The 20451-nt window shown below is 39.1% G+C and carries 19 protein-coding genes, 1 pseudogene and 1 riboswitch; of the genes and pseudogenes, 5 read left to right on the top strand and 15 right to left on the bottom strand.

Annotated elements, in window-relative coordinates; all coding sequences use genetic code 11:
• Positions 1–914: pseudogene (locus tag B2V22_RS02090) on the bottom strand (alcohol dehydrogenase catalytic domain-containing protein); the annotation flags it as partial.
• 383 nt (positions 915–1297) lie between these two features.
• Here B2V22_RS02090 and B2V22_RS02085 point away from each other — a divergent pair.
• Entirely contained in the window at positions 1298–2119 is an 822-nt protein-coding gene (locus B2V22_RS02085) for an aminotransferase class IV (protein ID WP_290490150.1), read from the top strand.
• A 352-nt stretch (positions 2120–2471) separates the two neighbouring features.
• Here B2V22_RS02085 and B2V22_RS02080 read toward each other — a convergent pair whose 3' ends face one another.
• The 7 genes from B2V22_RS02080 to B2V22_RS02050 form a co-directional block, all read right to left on the bottom strand.
• Complete coding sequence (locus B2V22_RS02080; RefSeq protein WP_290490148.1) at positions 2472–3302, bottom strand: aldo/keto reductase; 831 nt, start codon at positions 3300–3302, stop codon at positions 2472–2474.
• 123 nt (positions 3303–3425) lie between these two features.
• Positions 3426–4784 (bottom strand): PFL family protein, encoded by a 1359-nt coding sequence (locus B2V22_RS02075; RefSeq protein ID WP_290490146.1) that lies wholly within the window; start codon positions 4782–4784, stop codon positions 3426–3428.
• A gap of 21 nt (positions 4785–4805) precedes the next feature.
• Complete coding sequence (locus B2V22_RS02070; protein ID WP_290490144.1) at positions 4806–5069, bottom strand: ACT domain-containing protein; 264 nt, start codon at positions 5067–5069, stop codon at positions 4806–4808.
• A gap of 301 nt (positions 5070–5370) precedes the next feature.
• The gene (locus B2V22_RS02065; protein ID WP_290490142.1) at positions 5371–6735 is read right to left on the bottom strand and encodes a CapA family protein; all 1365 of its coding nucleotides are present in this window, start codon (positions 6733–6735) and stop codon (positions 5371–5373) included.
• A gap of 221 nt (positions 6736–6956) precedes the next feature.
• Complete coding sequence (gene ccpA / locus B2V22_RS02060) at positions 6957–7958, bottom strand: catabolite control protein A (protein WP_290490140.1); 1002 nt, start codon at positions 7956–7958, stop codon at positions 6957–6959.
• Positions 7959–8234: 276 nt separating this feature from the next.
• Positions 8235–8738, bottom strand: a complete 504-nt coding sequence (locus tag B2V22_RS02055) for a YtxH domain-containing protein (RefSeq protein WP_290490138.1) — start codon at positions 8736–8738, stop codon at positions 8235–8237.
• A gap of 36 nt (positions 8739–8774) precedes the next feature.
• Complete coding sequence (locus B2V22_RS02050; RefSeq protein ID WP_290490136.1) at positions 8775–9317, bottom strand: DUF948 domain-containing protein; 543 nt, start codon at positions 9315–9317, stop codon at positions 8775–8777.
• 223 nt (positions 9318–9540) lie between these two features.
• Between B2V22_RS02050 and B2V22_RS02045 the strand changes: the two genes are divergently transcribed.
• The gene (locus tag B2V22_RS02045) at positions 9541–10407 is read left to right on the top strand and encodes a mechanosensitive ion channel family protein (RefSeq protein WP_290490134.1); all 867 of its coding nucleotides are present in this window, start codon (positions 9541–9543) and stop codon (positions 10405–10407) included.
• 74 nt (positions 10408–10481) lie between these two features.
• Here B2V22_RS02045 and B2V22_RS02040 read toward each other — a convergent pair whose 3' ends face one another.
• From B2V22_RS02040 to racE, 3 genes are read right to left on the bottom strand one after another with little or no spacing between them, the layout of a single operon-like run.
• A complete protein-coding gene (locus tag B2V22_RS02040) occupies positions 10482–10976 on the bottom strand; it encodes a metallophosphoesterase (RefSeq protein ID WP_290490132.1) in 495 nt (164 codons plus the stop codon).
• Entirely contained in the window at positions 10954–11580 is a 627-nt protein-coding gene (locus B2V22_RS02035; RefSeq protein ID WP_290490130.1) for an XTP/dITP diphosphatase, read from the bottom strand. Before B2V22_RS02035 ends, B2V22_RS02040 begins: the two co-directional genes overlap by 23 nt.
• 7 nt (positions 11581–11587) lie before the next feature.
• Positions 11588–12424 carry a glutamate racemase gene (racE, locus tag B2V22_RS02030; protein WP_290490128.1) on the bottom strand — a complete coding sequence of 279 codons (837 nt, stop codon included), beginning with the start codon at positions 12422–12424 and terminating at the stop codon, positions 11588–11590.
• A gap of 185 nt (positions 12425–12609) precedes the next feature.
• Between racE and mgsA the strand changes: the two genes are divergently transcribed.
• Positions 12610–13074, top strand: coding sequence for a methylglyoxal synthase (gene mgsA, locus B2V22_RS02025; RefSeq protein WP_003141940.1), 465 nt, complete (start codon positions 12610–12612; stop codon positions 13072–13074).
• 120 nt (positions 13075–13194) lie between these two features.
• On the opposite strand, the gene trxA is transcribed toward mgsA, so the two are convergent.
• The 4 genes from trxA to B2V22_RS02005 form a co-directional block, all read right to left on the bottom strand.
• Entirely contained in the window at positions 13195–13506 is a 312-nt protein-coding gene (trxA, locus tag B2V22_RS02020; protein ID WP_290490125.1) for a thioredoxin, read from the bottom strand.
• 80 nt (positions 13507–13586) lie between these two features.
• Positions 13587–15968: an endonuclease MutS2 gene (locus B2V22_RS02015; RefSeq protein ID WP_290490124.1), complete on the bottom strand. Its 2382-nt coding sequence runs from the start codon at positions 15966–15968 to the stop codon at positions 13587–13589.
• A 134-nt stretch (positions 15969–16102) separates the two neighbouring features.
• Positions 16103–16660: a CvpA family protein gene (locus tag B2V22_RS02010; RefSeq protein WP_290490122.1), complete on the bottom strand. Its 558-nt coding sequence runs from the start codon at positions 16658–16660 to the stop codon at positions 16103–16105.
• Between the two features lie 39 nt (positions 16661–16699).
• A complete protein-coding gene (locus tag B2V22_RS02005) occupies positions 16700–17263 on the bottom strand; it encodes a cell division protein ZapA (RefSeq protein WP_290490120.1) in 564 nt (187 codons plus the stop codon).
• A 262-nt stretch (positions 17264–17525) separates the two neighbouring features.
• Positions 17526–17689: riboswitch (Lysine riboswitch) on the top strand.
• A 103-nt stretch (positions 17690–17792) separates the two neighbouring features.
• On the opposite strand from B2V22_RS02005, the gene B2V22_RS02000 reads away from it, so the two are divergent.
• Together B2V22_RS02000 and B2V22_RS01995 are read left to right on the top strand one after the other, a co-directional pair.
• Positions 17793–19460 carry an ABC transporter permease subunit gene (locus tag B2V22_RS02000; protein WP_290490118.1) on the top strand — a complete coding sequence of 556 codons (1668 nt, stop codon included), beginning with the start codon at positions 17793–17795 and terminating at the stop codon, positions 19458–19460.
• A gap of 12 nt (positions 19461–19472) precedes the next feature.
• Positions 19473–20231, top strand: a complete 759-nt coding sequence (locus B2V22_RS01995; protein ID WP_290490117.1) for an amino acid ABC transporter ATP-binding protein — start codon at positions 19473–19475, stop codon at positions 20229–20231.
• The last annotated feature ends 220 nt before the right edge of the window (positions 20232–20451 follow it).

Raw genomic sequence — 20451 nt, 5'->3', positions numbered from 1 at the left:
CTTCTCTATTGCAAAACACACCAGTTACCATTAATGTACCAAATTTCTTCACAGCCTCACTTGCTGTTTGTATCGGTGAGTAGGAACCACTTTGCGAGGTTAGAATTTCTTTAGTTTTTTCTTTTACTGGTGTTACTCCATCCATTCCTACACAATCTATTACTACCTCAGCACCGCCCTTAGTCATTTCATACAATTCACTACCAACTTTAGAAACATCTGAGAAATTCAGGGTCTCTACACCGTTCATTTTTTTCGCATGCTGCAAACGATGATCGACATTATCTACGGCAATTACACGTTTAGCACCTTTCATTTTAGCAAATTTTGTGCAAATAATCCGACAGGGCCAGAACCCAATACGATTACTGTATCTCCAGGTTTCATACCACTATGCTCTACACTCCAATATGCTGTTGGCAGTACATCTGATAGAAATAATACCTTTTCATCCGGAAGATTACTTTCTGGAACAACAAAAGAAGTAAAATCTGCAAATGGGACACGTAAGTATTCAGCTTGACCTCCAGGATGATTTCCATTCATTTTACCAAAACCGAACAATCCACCTTGGTCAAACATTGGATTGGGTTGGAATTGTCACATTGACTTTCCATATGATGAGCACAGAAATGACACTCTCCACAACCAATGTTGAAAGGGATAACTACTCGGTCGCTTTTTTTCACTTTCGTCACTGCAGAGCCAACTTCTTCTACAATGCCCATAGGTTCATGCCCTACTACATAGTCTTCTTCCATAACCGATTGCCCGTTATGATATAAATGCAAATCAGAACCGCAAATAGCTGTTGCTGTAATGCGAATGATCATATCAGTGGGTTCTTCAATGGTTGGATCCGGAACTGTTTTGACTTCCATTTTTTCGTTTCCTTGCCATGTTACTGCGCGCATAGAATCTCTCCTTCTTACAAAAGTGATAGTTTCGTTTCAGCTGTGGTGTGAGTTTATCATCTTGTTTTATATAAGTCAAAAGTTATGTAATCGTTTACGTTTGAAAACTTCTTTATTGTCGTACCACTTTAAGCTTTGTCATATACCTTTTCTCATAAACAACAAGTGGTTTCTGCTACTAAAACTACCATAAAAAAACCTTCTCCCAGAACGTATTTTGTATAGAATATCCCAACCATCCTATTGGATAAAGTCTATCTATTCAACTATTAAGAAACAATGCTGTCTTCATTTAGAAAAAGTGATAAACTTATCTAAAATAAACCATCAACACGCTCCTGAATAAATTAAACACCATGATCAAATAAAAGGGGATGAAAAATATGGAATATGTTGAACAAAGTTTTTACTATCATAATGATAAATTACAATCTACCGACAACCTGCATCCGTTTGAAAAATTAACAGGAAAAAATGTGTATGAAGTGATACGCATTAGAGAGGGCATACCACTGTTTTTAGAAGATCATTTGCGCCGATTCAGAGCGTTTGCTGGATCTGTAGGTCTTCCTTTAAAAGATTCAGATGATATTTTAATCAATCGGTTATACCAGCTTGTTGATAAGAATGGTGCCTTTGATCAAAATATCAAATTGATATGGAATAAAGACATGGGTTTACTAGCTTTCTTCACCAAAAGTCTTTATCCGCCTGCGAGCTATTATCAAACTGGCATTAAAACAACTTTGTTGAATTTGGAAAGAGAAGATCCGAATATCAAGATCCAACGTGAAGCGTATCAAAAAACTGTACTAGCGGAACGAGAAAAAACGGGTTCATATGAAGTGCTTTTAGTCGACCACGAAGGTAACGTCACAGAAGGCAGTCGTTCAAATCTATTTATTGTTAAAGGGGACAAACTCTATACTCCCCCAGCTAAAAATGTTCTTTTAGGTATTGTCCGTTCTAAAATTGTAGCTATTTGCCAACAGCAGCAAATTGATATCATTGAACAAAATATTCCAGTGACTGAATTAAATACTATCGATGGCGCTTTTATATCAGGAACGGGTAACGATGTATTGCCTATAGCTTCCATCGATTCCATCAAATTAGATTCGATAAAAAGACCGATCATTTCGTCAATTATGCAAGAATACGATCGTTTAATGAAACAGTATATTGCCTCAAAAAAAGATATTTAAAATAAGGTTTGCAAAACAAGATAGTCTCCCAACAAAGAAACCCTTCAACTCATTCTAAACTAGAGTGAGTTGAAGGGTTTTTATCCTTTTAAGAGCCTAGTGAGTCAAATATCTTAAAAGATGAGTGAAACACAAAAATTTAATAAGTGACACACCATCTATCAAAATTATGACAAAATAGAATAGTTATCTACGCTAAACGCAAAATTAACGTGGAAATAATTTTTGTCCGAAATCAATCAAAACAAAAACCGCAACGAAAAAATCATATTTATCATTAATTCATCACGATTTTTATTTTTAGAGCTAGGTATTTCCTGGGGTCATTTTTTTATGAAGGATGACAATCAGATTATTCAATAATGATTGCATCTAAAGTTGCCATATCCGCTTCAGAAATTTCAAAATCTAATTCAGCATTGGCAAGAATGTATTCTTCGTGAACTGATTTTGGTAGAATGATGTGGCCTTTTTGTAAAGGATAACGGTAGCATAATTGCGGTACGGATACACCGTATTTATCTGCAACTGCCTTGATATCTTCGTTGCCTAATAAGCGACCTGTACCTAATGATGAATAAGCTTCAACGATGATGTCGTTAGCTTCACAATAAGATACAATATCGTCTTGCGTATAGCCGATGTGGTACTTGATTTGGTTTACAACAGGTTTAATATTTGTGTTTTCAATTAAGTGTTGTAAGTCGTCGGCGTTAAAGTTTGAAACTCCGATTGCACGGACTAAGCCTTTATCATACAACTCTTCTAAAGCACGCCATACTTGAATATTTTCTTCATAGAAGTTTGGACGTTTATCATCAGTTCTAGAGAAAAAGCGCCAGGGCGTCGGACAATGTACTAATAGTAAATCAATATAATCAGTATCTAAATCTTTTAATTCTTGGTAGAAGTTGTCCATAGCCGCTTCATAAGTTTTCGATTCCCCACGAACCTTAGTTGTGATGAAGATATCTTCACGGTTAATGTTAGAAGATTTAATCCCTTCACCAATCCCTTTAGCGTTTCCGTAAGCGTGGGCACCGTCAATGTGCTTGTAGCCATTGTCTAGGGCAAAACGAACTGAGCTCACTGCCTCAGCGGTCGGTGTTTGCCAAGTCCCTAAAGCGATTTGTGGGACTTCTACCCCATTATTTAAGGTTAATGTTTGATTTAATAAATTCATATAATTTCCCCTTAATACGTATTCAGTTTACACTGTACCTACATTATAGTTGGAAAATTTCAGACCACCAAATAAAAGCTCTTACCTTATGATAAGATAAGAGCTCTAGCTTTAAAAAATATTTTAGTTTTTAAGTGATTGAATTGGCGCTGGAATACGACCACCACGGTTGATAAAGATATTTGGAGAAGTTCTATTGACTTGCATAACAGAAGCTTCACCAAACAAACCACCAAAGTTCAAGACTTCATCATCACGACGACCGATAGCTGGAATTACTCGAACAGCAGTTGTTTTAGAATTGATCATCCCAATGGCTGCTTCATCAGCAATAATCGCTGAAATAATTTCAGGCGTTGTATCACCTGGTATGACGATCATATCCAAACCAACTGAACATACTGCCGTCATAGACATTAAAGTCTCAAGATTTAAAGTACCGTTAGCTGCAGCAGCAATCATCCCAGCATCCTCACTAACTGGAATGAAGGCACCTGATAAACCACCCACATTTGATGATGCCATGATACCACCTTTTTTAACTGCATCATTAAGCATGGCTAAAGTCGCTACTGATCCATGGGCACCTACTTGATCTAACCCAATTTCTTCTAAGATATGAGCAACAGAATCGCCGACAGCTGGCGTAGGCGCTAATGATAAATCTACAATACCAAAAGGTACACCTAGCTTGTTAGAGGCTTCTGTCCCCACTAATTGGCCCATTCGAGTGACTTTGAATGCTGTTTGTTTAATAGTATCCGCAACTGTTTCAAGAGATGCATCTTTTGGCAATTCTGCAAGTGCATTCCGGACAACACCTGGTCCAGAAACCCCAACGTTAATCACAACATCCGGCTCCCCTTGACCGTGGAAGGCACCGGCCATAAACGGATTGTCTTCAACAGCATTACAGAAGACGACAATCTTAGAGGCCCCCATGCTTTCGTTTTCTTGGGTTAATTCAGCTGCTTTACGGACAACTTCACCCATGATTTTAACTGCATCCATGTTGATACCTGCGCGAGTTGAGCCAATATTAACAGATGAACAAACGTGGTCAGTTTCAGCCATGGCTTGTGGAATCGATTCGATTAAAGCACGGTCCCCAGCAGAAAATCCTTTATGAACTAATGCCGAATATCCACCGATGTAGTTAACGCCAACAGCATTGGCTGCTTTGTCTAAGATGTGGGCATATTTTAATGGGTCGCCACCTGAAGCCGCTAATAATTGCGAAATTGGCGTTACAGCAATACGCTTATTAACGATTGGTATCCCGTATTTTTCTTCAATTTCTTCACCAGTTTTCACCAAGTCTTTGGCAACTGTAGTGATTTTATCGTATACCTTTTGGCAGGCACGGTCGATATCTGGATCTGCACAGTCAATCAACGAAATGCCCATTGTAATTGTTCGAATATCTAAATTGTTGTCTTTAATCATTGAAACTGTTTCAATGATATTATTCATTTCTAGCATGTTTGTTTCTCCTTAACTGACCTAAATTTTATGCATGGCATTAAAAATATCTTCGTGCATTACATAAACTTCCATCGCAGTTAATGCATCTTTAATTTCTTTTTTAAAGTCTTCAAATTCAACGTTTAAATCATCAATATTGACGATCATGACCATGGTAAAAAGGTCTTGCATGATTGATTGCTCAACATCTACAATATTTGCGTTTAATTCAGCACATTTAGTGGCTGCTTTCGCTAAAATACCAACCTTATCCTTACCTATTACTGTAATTACTGCTTGCATATTATCCCATCCTTCAATTTATTTATCCCTTATTTAATGGAAATCCCACTAACAAATTAAATAAGTTCCTTGTTTTACCTTTTGCCAAGTACAGATGTCTCTTGAACAAAATAAACAAAATCTCATCCTATTATAATCTATGCCATTTGAAAACAAAATGAAAAGATTCCGTTCCCACAAAAAAGCTGACAATTTAAAGGGAATTCGATACAAAATCAATCCCTTATTGCATTTTACTAAATTCATTCTAGTAAAGTTATTGTAAAGCCCAAGCTTCTTAGCAACCTTCTACTTCCTGATATTATTCGTAATCAACGCCCTCTGTCCAGGCAGTTTCTAAGTAATCCTCATAGGTAAAATCTTCTGTATAAGTCCTCATCCGGTCATAGAGGGTCTCAACCCAAGCAGCTTGATCATTATCTTGCCCCTTATACACTGCTAGTGGGACACTTTCATATGAAGTCTCATGAGCTGTCCCTGAAAAATAAGTCGGCATGAATTTCCCGGCGCTCACTTGTACTTCACCGTTCTCATCACGTTCAAAAGTCACCTCATGAATGCCCCCAAGTTTATTATCATCCGCAACTTGACCAGTCATAAATGATGCTTGCGAATAAATCACATAGGTATTCTTGTCGTTCAACCAATTCACTGGCTGTAAATCATGCGGATGTCCACCAATCACCAATTTTACCCCAGCATCGGCCAAGGCCTGGGTCACAGCGATTTGTTCACCGTCCGGCAAAGTCCCGTATTCAGTCCCCAAATGTAAGGATACAACAACTGCATCCACTTGGTCATTCAATGCTGCCACTTCTTCAAGCATCACTGGTAAATCCGCATAGTTAACCACCCACGGCTCATCTTCAGGCGGAACCATGCCGTTGGTCCCATAAGTATAAGCTAGAAAACCCAACTTAATCCCATTTTTCTCGACAATCCTTGCCGTGTCATGGTCTTCTTGACTACGAAAAGCCCCGTAATACATGAGTCCAGCCTCATCCAAATAATCCATAGTGATGTAAGCACCGTCCGCAAACTGGTCCAGCGTATGGTTGGTCGCAGTTGACACACCGTCAATACCAGCCCGCTTCAAAGACCCCAAAATGGACGAAGGCATATTAAAATTCGGATAAGTCGCCACCGGCAATTCAGGATAGGCCGCAGGAATCTCCAGGTTGGCCACTGTAAAATCTGCATAAGATGTAAATGGCGCAATTTTAGCAATCATAGGGTCAAAATTATAGTCCGAAACACCTAGATCAACCGACGTTTGCCCACTATTTGAACCATAGGCTATCAAATTGTCTCCAGTTAGCGCACTCGTATCCTGTAGTAAAGCTGTTTGATCCGCAAACACCTCCGCTGCCGTATCCGCAGTTGCGGTCACCTCCGAATGAATCAAAACATCCCCTACCGACCGCAAGACAAACGTTCCATCCTCACCCTGCCACTGGTCCTCAGTTTCCTTAGTCGGCAGATTTGACAAAAAGGACGGCACTTGTATGGTTGGCATATCCTTAACCGCTTGTTCATCCCCATTTTCCTTGGCGTTATTTGGTGAAACAATCGCATTGTAGGCAAGTGCAATGCCCACTAGACAGGTTAGTCCAATAGCTATTATCATTAGTAATATTCGGTTACCCTGGCTCAATTTATTCTTCATCTAAATCCAACACCCTCCCAATTCATTACATTAATGATAATGGAAGAGTTTTTAAACAACAAGGTAAAAATGGATTTCAGCAAAGCAACTTAGCTCAACGACTAAGGCGTCCAGGTCTTGAGCTGGGCTTTCGAGCTCGCCTGAATAGCAATATCTACTATTATAAAATGAGCATTTAAAAAGGACCTTCAAAGCATTTCGCTTTGGAGGTCCTTATCGATTTATACATCCTTAGTTGAATCACGTAAAATAAATTTATGTGGTAAGGTTACATGGTTTTCGATTTCTTCTTCTTTGTTCATCAATTTTGTTAAGATACGCATTGAAACGGCACCAATATCATATAAAGGTGGTTCAATTGACGTTAAAGTTGGACGAACAACTTCAGTTAAAGCCGTGTTGTTTGATGTCACAATAGCAAATTCTTCTGGTACTCTCACACCATTATCCACCATATGGTTGGTTACTTTAACAGCTAACTCATCACCGACGACAACGATGCCGTCAGCTTCTGAATCAAGGATTTGGTGGGCAATGTCTTCACCGTTTTTGAAACGAGAGTCTTGCACTTCAAATAATAATGATTCATCCAACGCTTTACCAGCTTCTTCTAAAGCTTTTAAGTACCCATTGTAACGATCTAGGTTATTTGTAAAGTATGGTTTAGCCGCTAAGAAACCAATATTTTTATATCCTTGTGCAAATAAACCTGAAACAGCTTCGTAGAAAGCTTGTGTGTAGTCGATATTTACAGAAGGAATTTCACCTTTATGATCGTTTAAACCAGCTAATACAAACGGTGTGTTTGTACGATTGATTTCTTCACGAACAGAGTCAGATAATTGGTGACCCATGTAGATAACACCGTCTACTTGTTTTGCTAAGATATTAGAAAGAACTTGTGATTCTTTTTTATTATCTGCATTGTCTAGGATAATGTTGTACTTATACATTGAGGCAATATCATCAATCCCCAAAGCTAAAGCACTAAAGAAATTGTTTGTGATATCTGGTAATAATACCCCAACTGTTGTCGTTTTTTTACTTGCTAATCCACGTGCGACCGCATTTGGACGGTAGTCTAGTCGTTTAATTACATCTAATACTTTTGCACGCGTTGAAGGTTTAACATTCGTGTTACCATTTACGACACGAGAAACTGTAGCCATAGATACTTGTGCTTCACGGGCAACATCATAGATCGTAACAGTTTGTTTTTCCATCTTCATCGCTCCTTTAAAATTTTTAAATTTATTTTCATGATTACAACGCCAAATATAGCACTAAAAAGTTATATTTGCAAGCGTTTTCTTTGTGACAGTGACTGCTTTCATTCACATTTTCATATTCTATCAGTATTTGACTTTTTTAACAAGTCATTTTCATAAAAACGTGAAAAATTTGCATGATTATTACAAAACATCACAAAAATTGCCTACAAGTATTTAAATAACCCAAATACTTGTAGGCAATTCTGTTTTATTCGCTTAAGTCAGCAATTACTTTTCTTTAACTTCTTCTACTTGTTGTTTCACTTTTTCAGCGTCTTCTTTAAGTGGTTGTTCTTTAGCTGCTGCTTTATCAGTAGCGGCTTTCACTTCTTCAGTACCTTCCGCAACTTCAGCTTTTGCATCATCTGTTGCTTGAGCGGTCGTATTTTTGGCGTCTGCATAAGCACTTGCCACTTCATCACGAGCTACTTGGTATTGTTTAGTTGCTTCAGTGGTTGCTTCGTTTAATTGTGCTTTTAAAACTTCAGCAGATTCAGATAAGTTCACGCGGATATCTTGTGCAGCGTCGCTAGCAGTTTGATACATTACGTTACCTTTTTCAGTGACGATATCAGCGTAGTCTAAAGCTGTATCACGAAGAACGTTTGCTTGTTGATTTAAGTCATCACGAAACTCGCGACCTGATTTTGGTGCGAATAATAATGCTGCTACAGCACCTGCAGTACCACCGATGATTGCACCTAATAAGAATGAACCTGTATTTCTAGACATATATATTTCCCTCTTTCTTTCAATTGATCATATTGATTAGTATGGTTTAGATTGTGAATTTTCTTGTGCCTTGCGCACTTGGCGCTTTTGATATAAAGCTTTAGCTGATTGACCCACTTTTTGGATACCAGTCACAGTTGGTTGTCCAGGTTTTACACCTTGCTCATCGGTTACTGTAGTTGAACCAGTTTCAGTAGCACCTGTTGTTTTATCCTTAATATCATCTACCTTTGTTTGGGCAGTATTGGTAATATTTAGGACTAAGTTACGTGTAGAATCATTTACGTCTGAAACAGTTACCCCGATATCCCCGATTGCTTTGAATAATGGGTCCACTTGAGCTACTTTTCCATTCACATCATCTAATAAAACATTAGACTTATTGAGTAATCCTTGCACCTCAATTGATAATGCATCCACATCCTTGGTGACTACTTTAACTGTTTCATTCGCTTCATTAACAACACCTGTAACTTCTTTCATGGTTTTTGTTAGTTCACGTAAGAATAGAATAATGTAGATCACTAATGCCGCAAATGCTATTGCTGCGATTAAGCCCGCAATTTGGCCTCCGGTCATGTAAAAATCACTCCTTCTCCATCTCTCATATCATTAAATATAAGATATTTAATATATAACTATAATAATATTTTACCATACCATGAGAGGGCTTTACAAAAAATAACGCACTTATTTTAAGCTAAAAAATCATACAGGTTAAATATTGGTTAACCCTCTTGCAAATGGCTTTACAATAATTTCATCATTCGTTACCATGAAGAAAAAGGGTAATATTGAAAGGATGATTTATTTGGATCAATTTAGACAATGGTGGCGCACTTATGTCGAATCTATTGATTATGCTAGCTTACTCTCAAGCTTAATTTCTACCGTTTTTGAATTGGTGATTACTACTTTAATCTTTTGGATTGTCAAAAAGATTATCGACCGGATTGTTGATGTATACTTTGAACGTGACGCTAAACGGATTGAAAACCGCAATGTCGGGTCTATTCAACGGAACAAAACCATCCATAAATTAGTGGAAAACGTTGTTCAATATACTTACTATTTCCTATTAGGTTACTCTATTCTAGCCATTCTAGGTTTACCAGTGGCTACACTAGTAGCCGGTGCCGGGGTTGCTTCCCTAGCCTTAGGTCTTGGTGCACAAGGTTTTATCACTGATGTGGTCAATGGTTTCTTCATTCTTTTAGAACACCAATTTGCTGTCGGAGACTACGTTACAATCGCTGGGTTATCAGGTACCATTATTTCAACTGGTATCCGGACAACTATTCTTTCTGGTGACGACGGTTCAAGACACTTTATCCCTAACCGTAACATCGATAATGTAACCAATTCTTCAAATACCACTCGTCGTATGTACGTAGACTTGTACATTGATCCAAACGGTGATTTAGCCTCAATCGAAACTGTCATCAAAGAGGGATTATCATTAGCTTCTTCTGATGACCGGGTTTTAGGTGAACCGGAAGTTTGGGGTTACCAACGTGACGCTGTCGGCCGCTTATTCTACCGTGTAGTATTCAATACTAGAGATAGCGATAAGATGGCAGTTCGTTCACACTACTATGAGCAACTTACAGACTTGCTTGTACGTAAGGGCTACAAACAACCAGTTTATGACTCAGGGGCAGAACTATAGCCCTTACAAACACATATACAAAAACCGCGCGATCAAGTCCTAATTTGGACATAGATCGTGCGGTTTTTATATTTTTAACCTACCTCTGTAATGACTTCCCAGTCAGCATTGTAGAAAGTGACTTCTTTCTTATCACCTTGCCAGTCTAAAATGGCAAATGATGGGTATGGGTATTTACCTTTTGGAATGCGGATTGAACCTGGGTTTATGATTTTAACCCCGTCAATTTCTTGGTCATCCATGACATGGGTATGGCCGTACATGATGACATCCGCTTGATTGTCTTTCGCTAAGGCTACCAATTTCTTCAGATTCTGTTTTACTCCATATAAATGGCCGTGGGTCACGACAATCTTCCCTTCACGGGTATTTAAGCTAATGGCGTCCTTGTAGTTGCCATAGTCAGTGTTCCCTCTTACTGTATGGAAAATCCCCCAAATGGTATCGTCTTCTGATAACTCAGAGTCACCGCAGTGGATAAATAAATCAATGTCATCCCCTGCTTTTAAGACTAGGTTTACAAGCGCCTCGTGGTCGCCGTGGTTATCACTCGTGATTAGAATCTTCATATAAGTTGAACTCCCCATTTTGTAAATCTTTAGCTAGTAAACGTAAGGCATTGCCTCGATGACTTAAAGAATCTTTTTTCTCTGCTGACATTTCAGCTGTGGTTAACCCTTCACTTGGTACGTAAAAAATTGGGTCATAGCCGAAACCATTTTCCCCGCGCTCTTCACGTAGGATGACACCAGATAAAGTGCCGTGGTAATGGTTGATGACTTTACCTTGTGCGTCAGAAACGACTAGATAGGTATGGAAAGTCGCGCCTCTATATGCGTCAGGGACGTCAGCAAGCTCGGTTAAGGCCTTTTTCCGGTTATTAGCATCTGACTTATCAGGACCTGCGTAACGAGCTGAATAAACGCCTGGTGCCCCGTTGAGTGCGTCAATGGCTAGACCAGAATCATCCGCAATGACTGGCATGTGCAAGTCTTTAGCGGCTGTTGTAGCTTTAATCGTCGCATTTTCAATGAAAGTAGTCCCAGTTTCTGGAATATCTGGATAGTCTGGGAAATCTAACAAGGTTTTAACTTCAATCCCATATGGGTCGAATAATTGCTTGAATTCCTTGGCTTTACCTGGGTTGGCAGTAGCGATCATTACTTGCTTCATATAAATGTTAGCCTTCTTTCATCTGTTTTTGAATTGCTTCAAGTGTTTCGATAGTGACACGGTCCACTTCAATTGGTTTATCCAACCAGTCGTCCGCAATCTCCTTAAATAGTTCTGGTGATCCGGTGGTGTAAAATTCAGTCATTCTTGGTGATGGATCATTCGACAATTTGGCAATGTCGTTGTAATCCAAAAGGATGGATACATCTGAAATGGTTTCTTGGCCAGAATCAATAAGTTTGACCGTATGTCCCAAGTTTTTTTGTATGGTATCTCTTAGTAAAGGATAGTGGGTACAACCTAGAATGACTGTATCCAACCCCTTATTTTTTATGGGTGCTAAAGTTTCCGCAATCACCTTTTTGGCTAAAGGTGTAGCATATTGTTGGCTTTCTACTAATGGGACAAAGGCTGGACAAGCTAATGAAGTCGTGTTCAAGTCTTTATTTTTTTGTAGTAAGTTTTCAAGATACATGCCACTTTTAATGGTCCCTTCTGTACCTAAAACACCAATTTTGCCATTTTTTGTGTATTTATTGGCTGCTCTTGCACCCGGCTGAATCACCCCAATAACTGGAATAGACACCCGCTGTTTAATTTCATCTAAGGCAACCGCAGTCGCTGTATTACAGGCAATGACCAATAATTTAATATCTTTGGTTAAAAGAAAATCGACCATTTGATTGGTAAAAGTCGCTATTTCTTCTACACTTCTTGGCCCATAAGGACAACGTGCATTGTCGCCAATATAGATAATCGATTCATTGGGCAATTGTCGCATAGCTTCTTTCACTACCGTCAAGCCACCTACACCAGAATCTAAGAATCCGATAGGTCTGTTCATGTTAACCTCCTCCGTCAAACAAATCGTTCAAAAAACGCAATGAACAATTTATCATCTATGATACAATTATAACAGAAGAAGACGATTCACTTCACCAATTCGCAATTATTAAACGTAATTTAAGGAAAAAGGTGAATGTCTCGAATGAAAATCAAATTGTCGACACGAACCGGAGGATATGCTATATGAAAATTGCACTTATTGCCCATGATTCAAAAAAAGATATGATGGTGTCCTTTGCAACTGCATACAAATTCATTCTTGAAAAACATGAATTATTTGCTACAGGGACAACTGGTTTACGTATTATCGAAGCCACTGGTTTAGACGTTCACCGCTTTAAATCCGGCCCACTTGGGGGCGACCAACAGGTCGGTGCGGCTATCTCACAAAATGAAATGGACTTAGTCATCTTTCTGCGTGACCCATTAGCAGCTATGCCCCACGAACCAGACGTGACTGCCTTAATCCGTTTATGTGACGTATATAACATCCCATTAGCAACTAATATTGGTACCGCAGAAGTCCTTATTCGCGGGTTAGACGAAGGCTTTATGGACTGGCGTAAACAATACGAAGATGGTTTCTTAAACCATGACATCTTAGAAAATATCGAAAAAGGCAACGAAGGCCGTAAATTAATCGAGTAAATTTGAAAAAAATGGCTCTTCGTCAAATAGGACTGATGAGTAATGTTTGCCCTTTAACAATAGATTTAAGCCAATATAAAAGCGGTCGGGAATTTTCCCGGCCGCTTTCTTTACTTTAGATTATAAGTATTTATTTAATACTTGTTCTAAGTTCTCTTTTGGTGTGTAACCAATTAATTGTTCCACAACTTGACCATCTTTTTTGATCATTAATGTTGGGATGGACATGATTCCAAATTCACGTGCTGTTTCTGGATTCTCATCTACATCCATTTTAGTGAATTTAACTTGGTCACCCATTTCATCATCTAAAGTTTCAACGATTGGTGATTGCATACGACAAGGACCACACCAAGTTGCCCAGAAGTCGATTAATACAACGCCTTCTTCAGTTTCATTTTTAAATTCTGCATCTGTAATAGCTTTAACCATCTATATTCCCCTTTCATTTCTATTCTTCATCATTATAGCATTGTCTGACCAATTTGAACATTCATCTGCTTATTAGACATTTAGCCCTTAAATTTAACTATTGTCGCACCATTACCCCCCATGTTATAAGGTGCAAATTCAAAGGATTCAACCCGTGGATGGTTCTTCAAGGCCTTTTGAACACCCTGTCTTAAGGCGCCCGTCCCGTGACCATGAATAATGGTTACCTGACCATGTCCAGCTAATAAGGCTGAATCGATAAAGTTACTTAGTCGAATCATGGCTTCCTCATACCGTTCACCACGTAAATCTAGGCTGGTATTGACTGATTTAGCCTTACTTGCTTTAAGGCCAGCCCGATGATTTTTTTCTTTTTTCGGTTTCTCATCAACGAGTGATAAGTCTTTTTCAGCCACTTCCATCTTCAGCATACCCATCTGAACAACCCAGTCCTTGTCACGTTTCTCAACCAAGGTACCACGTTGCCCGTAGGTTAATACATTCACTTCATCGCCTGCTTCAAATCTGGCTTTTCGCTCTTTACTTTTCTTGGCTTTTTGAAGGACTTTGTTTTTCTTCAGCTGTTCTTCTTGCGTTAAGTTAGACAAGGCGCTTTGACGATCAATCATCTCGTGTTCTTTGATATTACCAATGGTTGGGTGGTTGATTTGCCATTCCCGAATCTCCGCCAGAATGGCATCAGCTTTTGCCTTGGTTTCTTCTACCAATTGATTGGCTTCTTTACGGGCCCGGTTCATGTAGGTTTGTTTGTCAGCTTCTAGTCTAGCTTGTGCCTTTTTCAAGTCATTTAAAAGATTTTCAGCATCAGCTAAGTCTTTGGCTGCTTCGGCTGATAAGTCTTCGTATTCATGACGTTGTGCTTCAAGATCAAGCAACATTTCGTTCAGATTTTGGCTGTCTTCTTGGATATAAGAACGTGCTTCATTTACCATCTCAACTGGTAAACCTAGTCGTTGGGAAATATCAAAGGCGTTAGAACGACCCGGCACCCCAATCAGCAATTTATAAGTCGGTTCCAAGGTAATTTCATTAAATTCCATCGAAGCATTGATGGCCCCAGGATGTTCGTAGGCGTAAGTTTTCAGTTCAGGATAATGGGTAGTGGCCATTACTCTTGCATTTAGGAAGGCAAAACGGTTCAATACCGCGATGGCGATGGCTGCCCCTTCTTGAGGGTCGGTACCTGATCCCAACTCATCGATCAAGACAAGTGAATGGTCATCTGCAGCTTCCACTATACGGATAATATTGGTCATATGTCCCGAGAACGTTGATAAACTTTGTTCAATGGACTGTTCGTCACCAATATCCGCAAAAATCTCATTGAAGATTTCTACCCGCGAATCTGCCTTGGCTGTAATATACAAGCCTGATTGCGCCATTAATTGCAGTAACCCTACCGTTTTCAAGGTAATAGTTTTACCACCGGTATTTGGCCCGGTAATGACAATCATATTATATTCATGACTAAAATGAATATCGTTAGCTACAACTGTTTTGCGGTCTAGTAAAGGATGTCTAGCCTCTTTCAAGTCAATGCGTTCAGATTCATTTGCTAAAATAGGTCGGTTGGCCCCAATTTCACGAGCAAAGAAGAATTTAGCTTGAATCAAGTCCAAATCCCCAAGACGTTGGTTATTTTCAGCAATTTCACTAGTGTAAGGGGCTAATTCTGCAGATAGCTCTTGGAAAATACGTTTAATTTCTTCGTCTTCTTGGACTTGCAAGGACCGTAAGTGGTTATTCGCATCTAAAACTGTTTGCGGTTCAATATAGAGTGTTTGTCCTGATGACGATTGGTCATGAACTACCCCACCAAAGGCATTACGATATTCTTGTTTAACCGGAATAACAAAGCGGTTGTTACGGATAGTAATGATGGCCTCACTTAAATAAGAGGCCTTATTAGACCGGATGATTTGGTCTAGTTTGACACGGATACCCGCTTCTTCACGTTTGATTCCCTGTCTTAAGCCATGTAAAGTTGACGAGGCATTGTCATAGACTGACCCATCATCTGCGATAGCATTTTGCATTTTACGCATCAAGTCCCGCATATCAATAAAGTCATCCGCTATTGAATATAATTGCATTAATTCCACTTTCGCTTCTTTTAGTTTACTAAAGAAGGTAGAAACCTCGCCAGATGCACGTAAGACTCGGCCTACTGCAGCTAATTCTTTCCCATTTAAGTCAGCACCAATATCCAATCGTTTTAAGAATGGTTTTACATTGATTAATTGACTGACCGGGATTCGTTTGTCTAATTCAAACAAGCGTTTGACATCGTCAACACTTTGTAAGGCTTGCTCAATTTCTTCTGCTTCTGCACTGGGTTTTAAATTTAGTGCTTGGATTTTTCCTATTTCAGTTCGGGTTTCTTTTGATACTTGTTGTTGTATTTTCTCAAATTCTAAGGTTTGAAATATTTTAGGATTCAAAATGTGTCCTCCTTCGATTGTTATCAGGAACGAATATAAAAGTCGTCTTAAGTAGGAAATAGGCCGTGATCAATTATCACAGCCATATCAATTGCCACGGTGCGCAGTACGCAAAGGCATATATTTTCAAGTTGTTAAAATGGTAAGTTGCCTAATCCTTGTAATAGGATGTTAAATACCTGGCCAGATAATATTGGGGTATTCAAGATAATAAAGTCGGCGACTGATGAATTGGCTAAGGTTGTTTGCACACCTTCAAAGGTTAATACTGACATAAACATTAAAATAAAGAATGACCAGAACCAAGCTGAGAAGAAACCAAATAGGCCGCCCAAAATACCATTCCATTGAATATCCATTTCTTTAAATTTCAAGTCTCTTAAGCCATAAGCAATTAGTTTGAATACAATCCAAACAAGCAAGATGATGGCTAACATGGCGATTAGTCTAAAGTAAATGACATCCATATTTTGTAATAAAGCCACAGGATAATAGGCAAAGGTATTTTCAATATCTAAACCTACATAAGGTACCCATAAAGACACAAGGTCAATTAGGCTTTGATAGAACAAAACAGCAAACAAATACGCGACCAACAGACCTACTGAATGAATGCCTTGTAGTATAGCCCCTCGATAGACACCAACGCCTATGCTAAGAATAAAAAATAATAAAATCAAAAAACTTGTCATGCTTTCCTCCCGTTGATACCCATATTTTCTATCAATCGCCTAAGATCTTGGTGTTTGACGCAAACGACCCAATTGTTTTGAAGCTGTGTTCACACTAGACTTCAAACTCGGTTGGCTAATTTCAGGAATTTCTTTGTCTGAATCACCCTGGTTTGGCATTTGTTTTCCACTTGCTTTTGTTTGTGCTGGTCTTTTAGCTGGCGCTTTTGCCTGACCTCGGTTTATCTTTCCTTTTGATGGGGTTTGGGATTGCGTTTTCTCTTGTGCTTCACGCATTTTTTCTTTTTCTATTTCAGCAATCTCTTTCACCAATGTGCCCATAGTTTGCTCCATTGATTTGACACGGACCAATAAATCGGCATTTTCTTTAGATTTTGCAGCCAATTGTGCTTGTAAATCCACATTGTCAGATTGAATGTTTAAAGCTACTAATAAAGCCATCTCTTCCATTGACATATTGGGATTTTTTTTACTGATGTCAGCAAGTAACTGGTTGATATCACGGCTCACTTGTTGAATATGTTCACTTGTTTTATGACTCTTGATGGTGAATTTGTGATAGCCCAATTTCGCTATTACCCTGTTTTTTTCTTCATTCGACATATTTGTCACTCCAACTTTTTATATTGTGCGTTAAATGTTTATAGATGCAATAGAAAGATCGAGTCTTAACGACTTTTGTTCCACCTAGCTTTCATAATCTTAGATATTTTACCATTTATCCCGGATAATGGCTAGACCTAGGCATTATCTGCTTCCAATGACCAAAAAAATAGAAAAATTGCAATGATTTTAGCCTTTCATGAAAGATTTAATCAGATTTTCATGACAAGACATTGTTCTTCGTGTATGATGAGATACGATATATTGAGATAGAGGTGCGGAGCTTATCAGTACATACCCGAGCGGGAGCGTTGAAAGTATGGAAAGGAATATTCGCCGAAATATTTTAACCCCAAGTTAAAGTATTGGGCATAAACAAAAAATGTTTATGACTGTCACTTAATCAAGTGATGCGCTATCCTACGTGTGACGACTGAAAGACTAGTCATAGTCTTACTGCGTACAAAGGGAAGCCTCTATTGCAATTTATTGCTGTAGAGGCTTTTTATTATTTTCGGGAGGTATTATTATGAAAAATCATCAAGTAAGTAACATTTGGCAAAAAGCTTTGATTGCTATTTTGACCATCGTATTTGCCATCATTGGCCCAACATCCGCTTTAGTTGAAGCGAGTGAGGTTGGCACAACAATTGAGGTGGATCAAGAAGCATTGGCTGAAGGTTTAGACACAGAAGGCGTATTACGAGTTGGGATGGAAGCCAACTATGCACCCTTCAACTGGTCGCAAACATCTGACGCGGACGGTGCAGTCCCTATTTCAAACTCTGACGGCGAATATGCAAACGGTTATGACGTACAAATCGCTAAACGTCTAGCTGATTCACTAGGTTTAGAACTTGAAATTGTTAAGTTAGAGTGGGATGGTCTACCACCTGCACTTGAATCTGGCATGATTGACGTGATTATTGCCGGTATGTCACCAACTCCAGAACGTCTACAACAAATGGACTTCTCAAATTCTTACTATTCTTCAGATATCGTTCTAGTGACAATGGCTGACGGTGAATACGCAGACGCTACATCGCTAGAAGATTTCGCTGGCACAACTGTTACTGGTCAATTAAACACATTCCATTATGATTTAATTCCGCAAATCCCTGACGTAAACCAAGCCACTGCCCTAGATTCATTCCCAACGATGATCACTGCTTTAACTGCTGGTTCAGTTGACGCCTATGTATCTGAAAAACCAGGGGCCATGGCTGCTGTAGCTGCCAACCCTGACTTAACATACGTGGAGTTTGCTGAGGGTCAAGGATTTGACTTAGGTGAAGTCACTTCTGATATTGCAGTTGCAACCAGAAAGGATTCTCCATTAACAGACATTATGAACCAAGCCTTAGCAACTATTCCAACCGCTGACCGTGACCAATTAATGGAAGATATGGTGAACTTAAACGAGCGCGGTGAAAGTGCAGGTTTCTGGTCTGAAGTGGCGGGCATCTGGAATAGTTATGGGTCACAATTCCTAGTTGGTGCTGGTAACACTATGTTTATCGCATTAAGCTCGACAATTATGGGATTTGTCATTGGTTTATTGATTGCTATCTACCGTTCATTAATCGTTCGCCGCGATCAAAAACCGATTGCCTACTTCTTCTATAAATTATTCGACTTTGTGATTGCTGCCTACATTGAAATCTTCCGTGGTACACCAATGATGGTACAGGCTATGATGATTTTCTATGGTTCAAGACTATTCTTTGATTTCCAAATGTCTACTATGTTTGCAGCCTTATTAATTGTATCGATTAATACTGGTGCCTACCTTGCCGAAGTGATCCGTGGTGGTATTACCTCAGTGGATAAAGGCCAAACTGAGGCTGCTCGTGCCATCGGTATGAACCACTACCAAACAATGACGACAATCGTTTTACCACAAGCTATTCGGTCAATCTTACCAGCTTTAGGTAACGAATTTGTGATCAATATTAAAGATACGTCTGTATTGAATGTTATCGCAGTAACTGAGTTATTCTTTGTAACGAAATCAGCTGCAGGTTCCACTTACCTAACCTTCCAAACATTCCTAATTACAGCGATTATCTACTTCGTCTTAACTTTTACAACTACTCGTGTCTTAAATTTCATCGAAAATCGTATGGCTGGCAAAAAGACTTACCATGTCTATGAATCTAGCACGAACACAGTAATCAACGGTCAAAGAGAACAATAGGAGGAAAATGACATGCAAAACCAAGATCAGCTAATCTTAAATGTACAACATTTAGAAAAACGTTTTGGGGAAAATTTGGTCCTACGTGATATCGACTTCCAAGTACACCCAGGGCAAGTAACCTCTATTATTGGTTCATCTGGATCAGGTAAATCTACCCTACTACGTTGCTTAAATCTCCTTGAAGAACCAACTGGCGGAGACATTTTATACCACGGCCAATCGATTTTAAACGGCAAGAAAATGAACATTAATAAATACCGCACCCAAGTTGGTATGGTATTCCAATCATTTAACCTATTTAAAAACTTTACAGCCCTTGAAAACTGTACAGTTGGCCAACGTAAAATTTTAGGTCGTAGTCAAGCTGAAGCAGAAGCAGTTGCTCTTAAAAACCTTGAAAAAGTCGGTATGGCCCCTTACCGCGACGCCCGTCCTGACCAACTATCTGGTGGGCAACAACAGCGTGTCGCTATCGCCCGCGCCCTTTCAATGGATCCAGAAGTCTTACTATTCGATGAGCCTACATCAGCCCTTGACCCAGAAATGGTTGGGGAAGTATTAGAAACAATGACTCAATTAGCCAAAGAAGGGCTAACTATGATCGTTGTAACCCACGAAATGGCCTTCGCCCGTGACGTATCAACAAATATCGTCTTCATGGACAAAGGTGTCATCGTTGAACAAGGTCCAGCCAAAGAAGTGATCGATACACCGAAACAAGAAAGAACAAAAGCCTTCTTAACAAGATACGCAAACGAAAGAATTTAAATTAGGATAAAAAAATTTTCTGAGACTAGTCGAACTGGAATAAAAACTCAACAATATCTAAAAGGTATTGGAGGATTTTATGAAGTATCGGCGAAGTTTGATATTTTGAACGCGACTATGTAAAGTGTGCGTCGCTCGAGCCGGTTTCTGAATGACAGTGCACGGCGCTACATACTTTCAAATAGTAAAAAATCACAAAAAGCAGTTGGAAAATCCAACT

The sequence above is a fragment of the Aerococcus sp. UBA6277 genome (genome assembly GCF_002440555.1).
GTDB lineage: Bacteria > Bacillota > Bacilli > Lactobacillales > Aerococcaceae > Aerococcus.
Note: the sequence above shows the minus strand (reverse complement) of the source record. Positions and strands in the feature narration are given on the sequence as shown.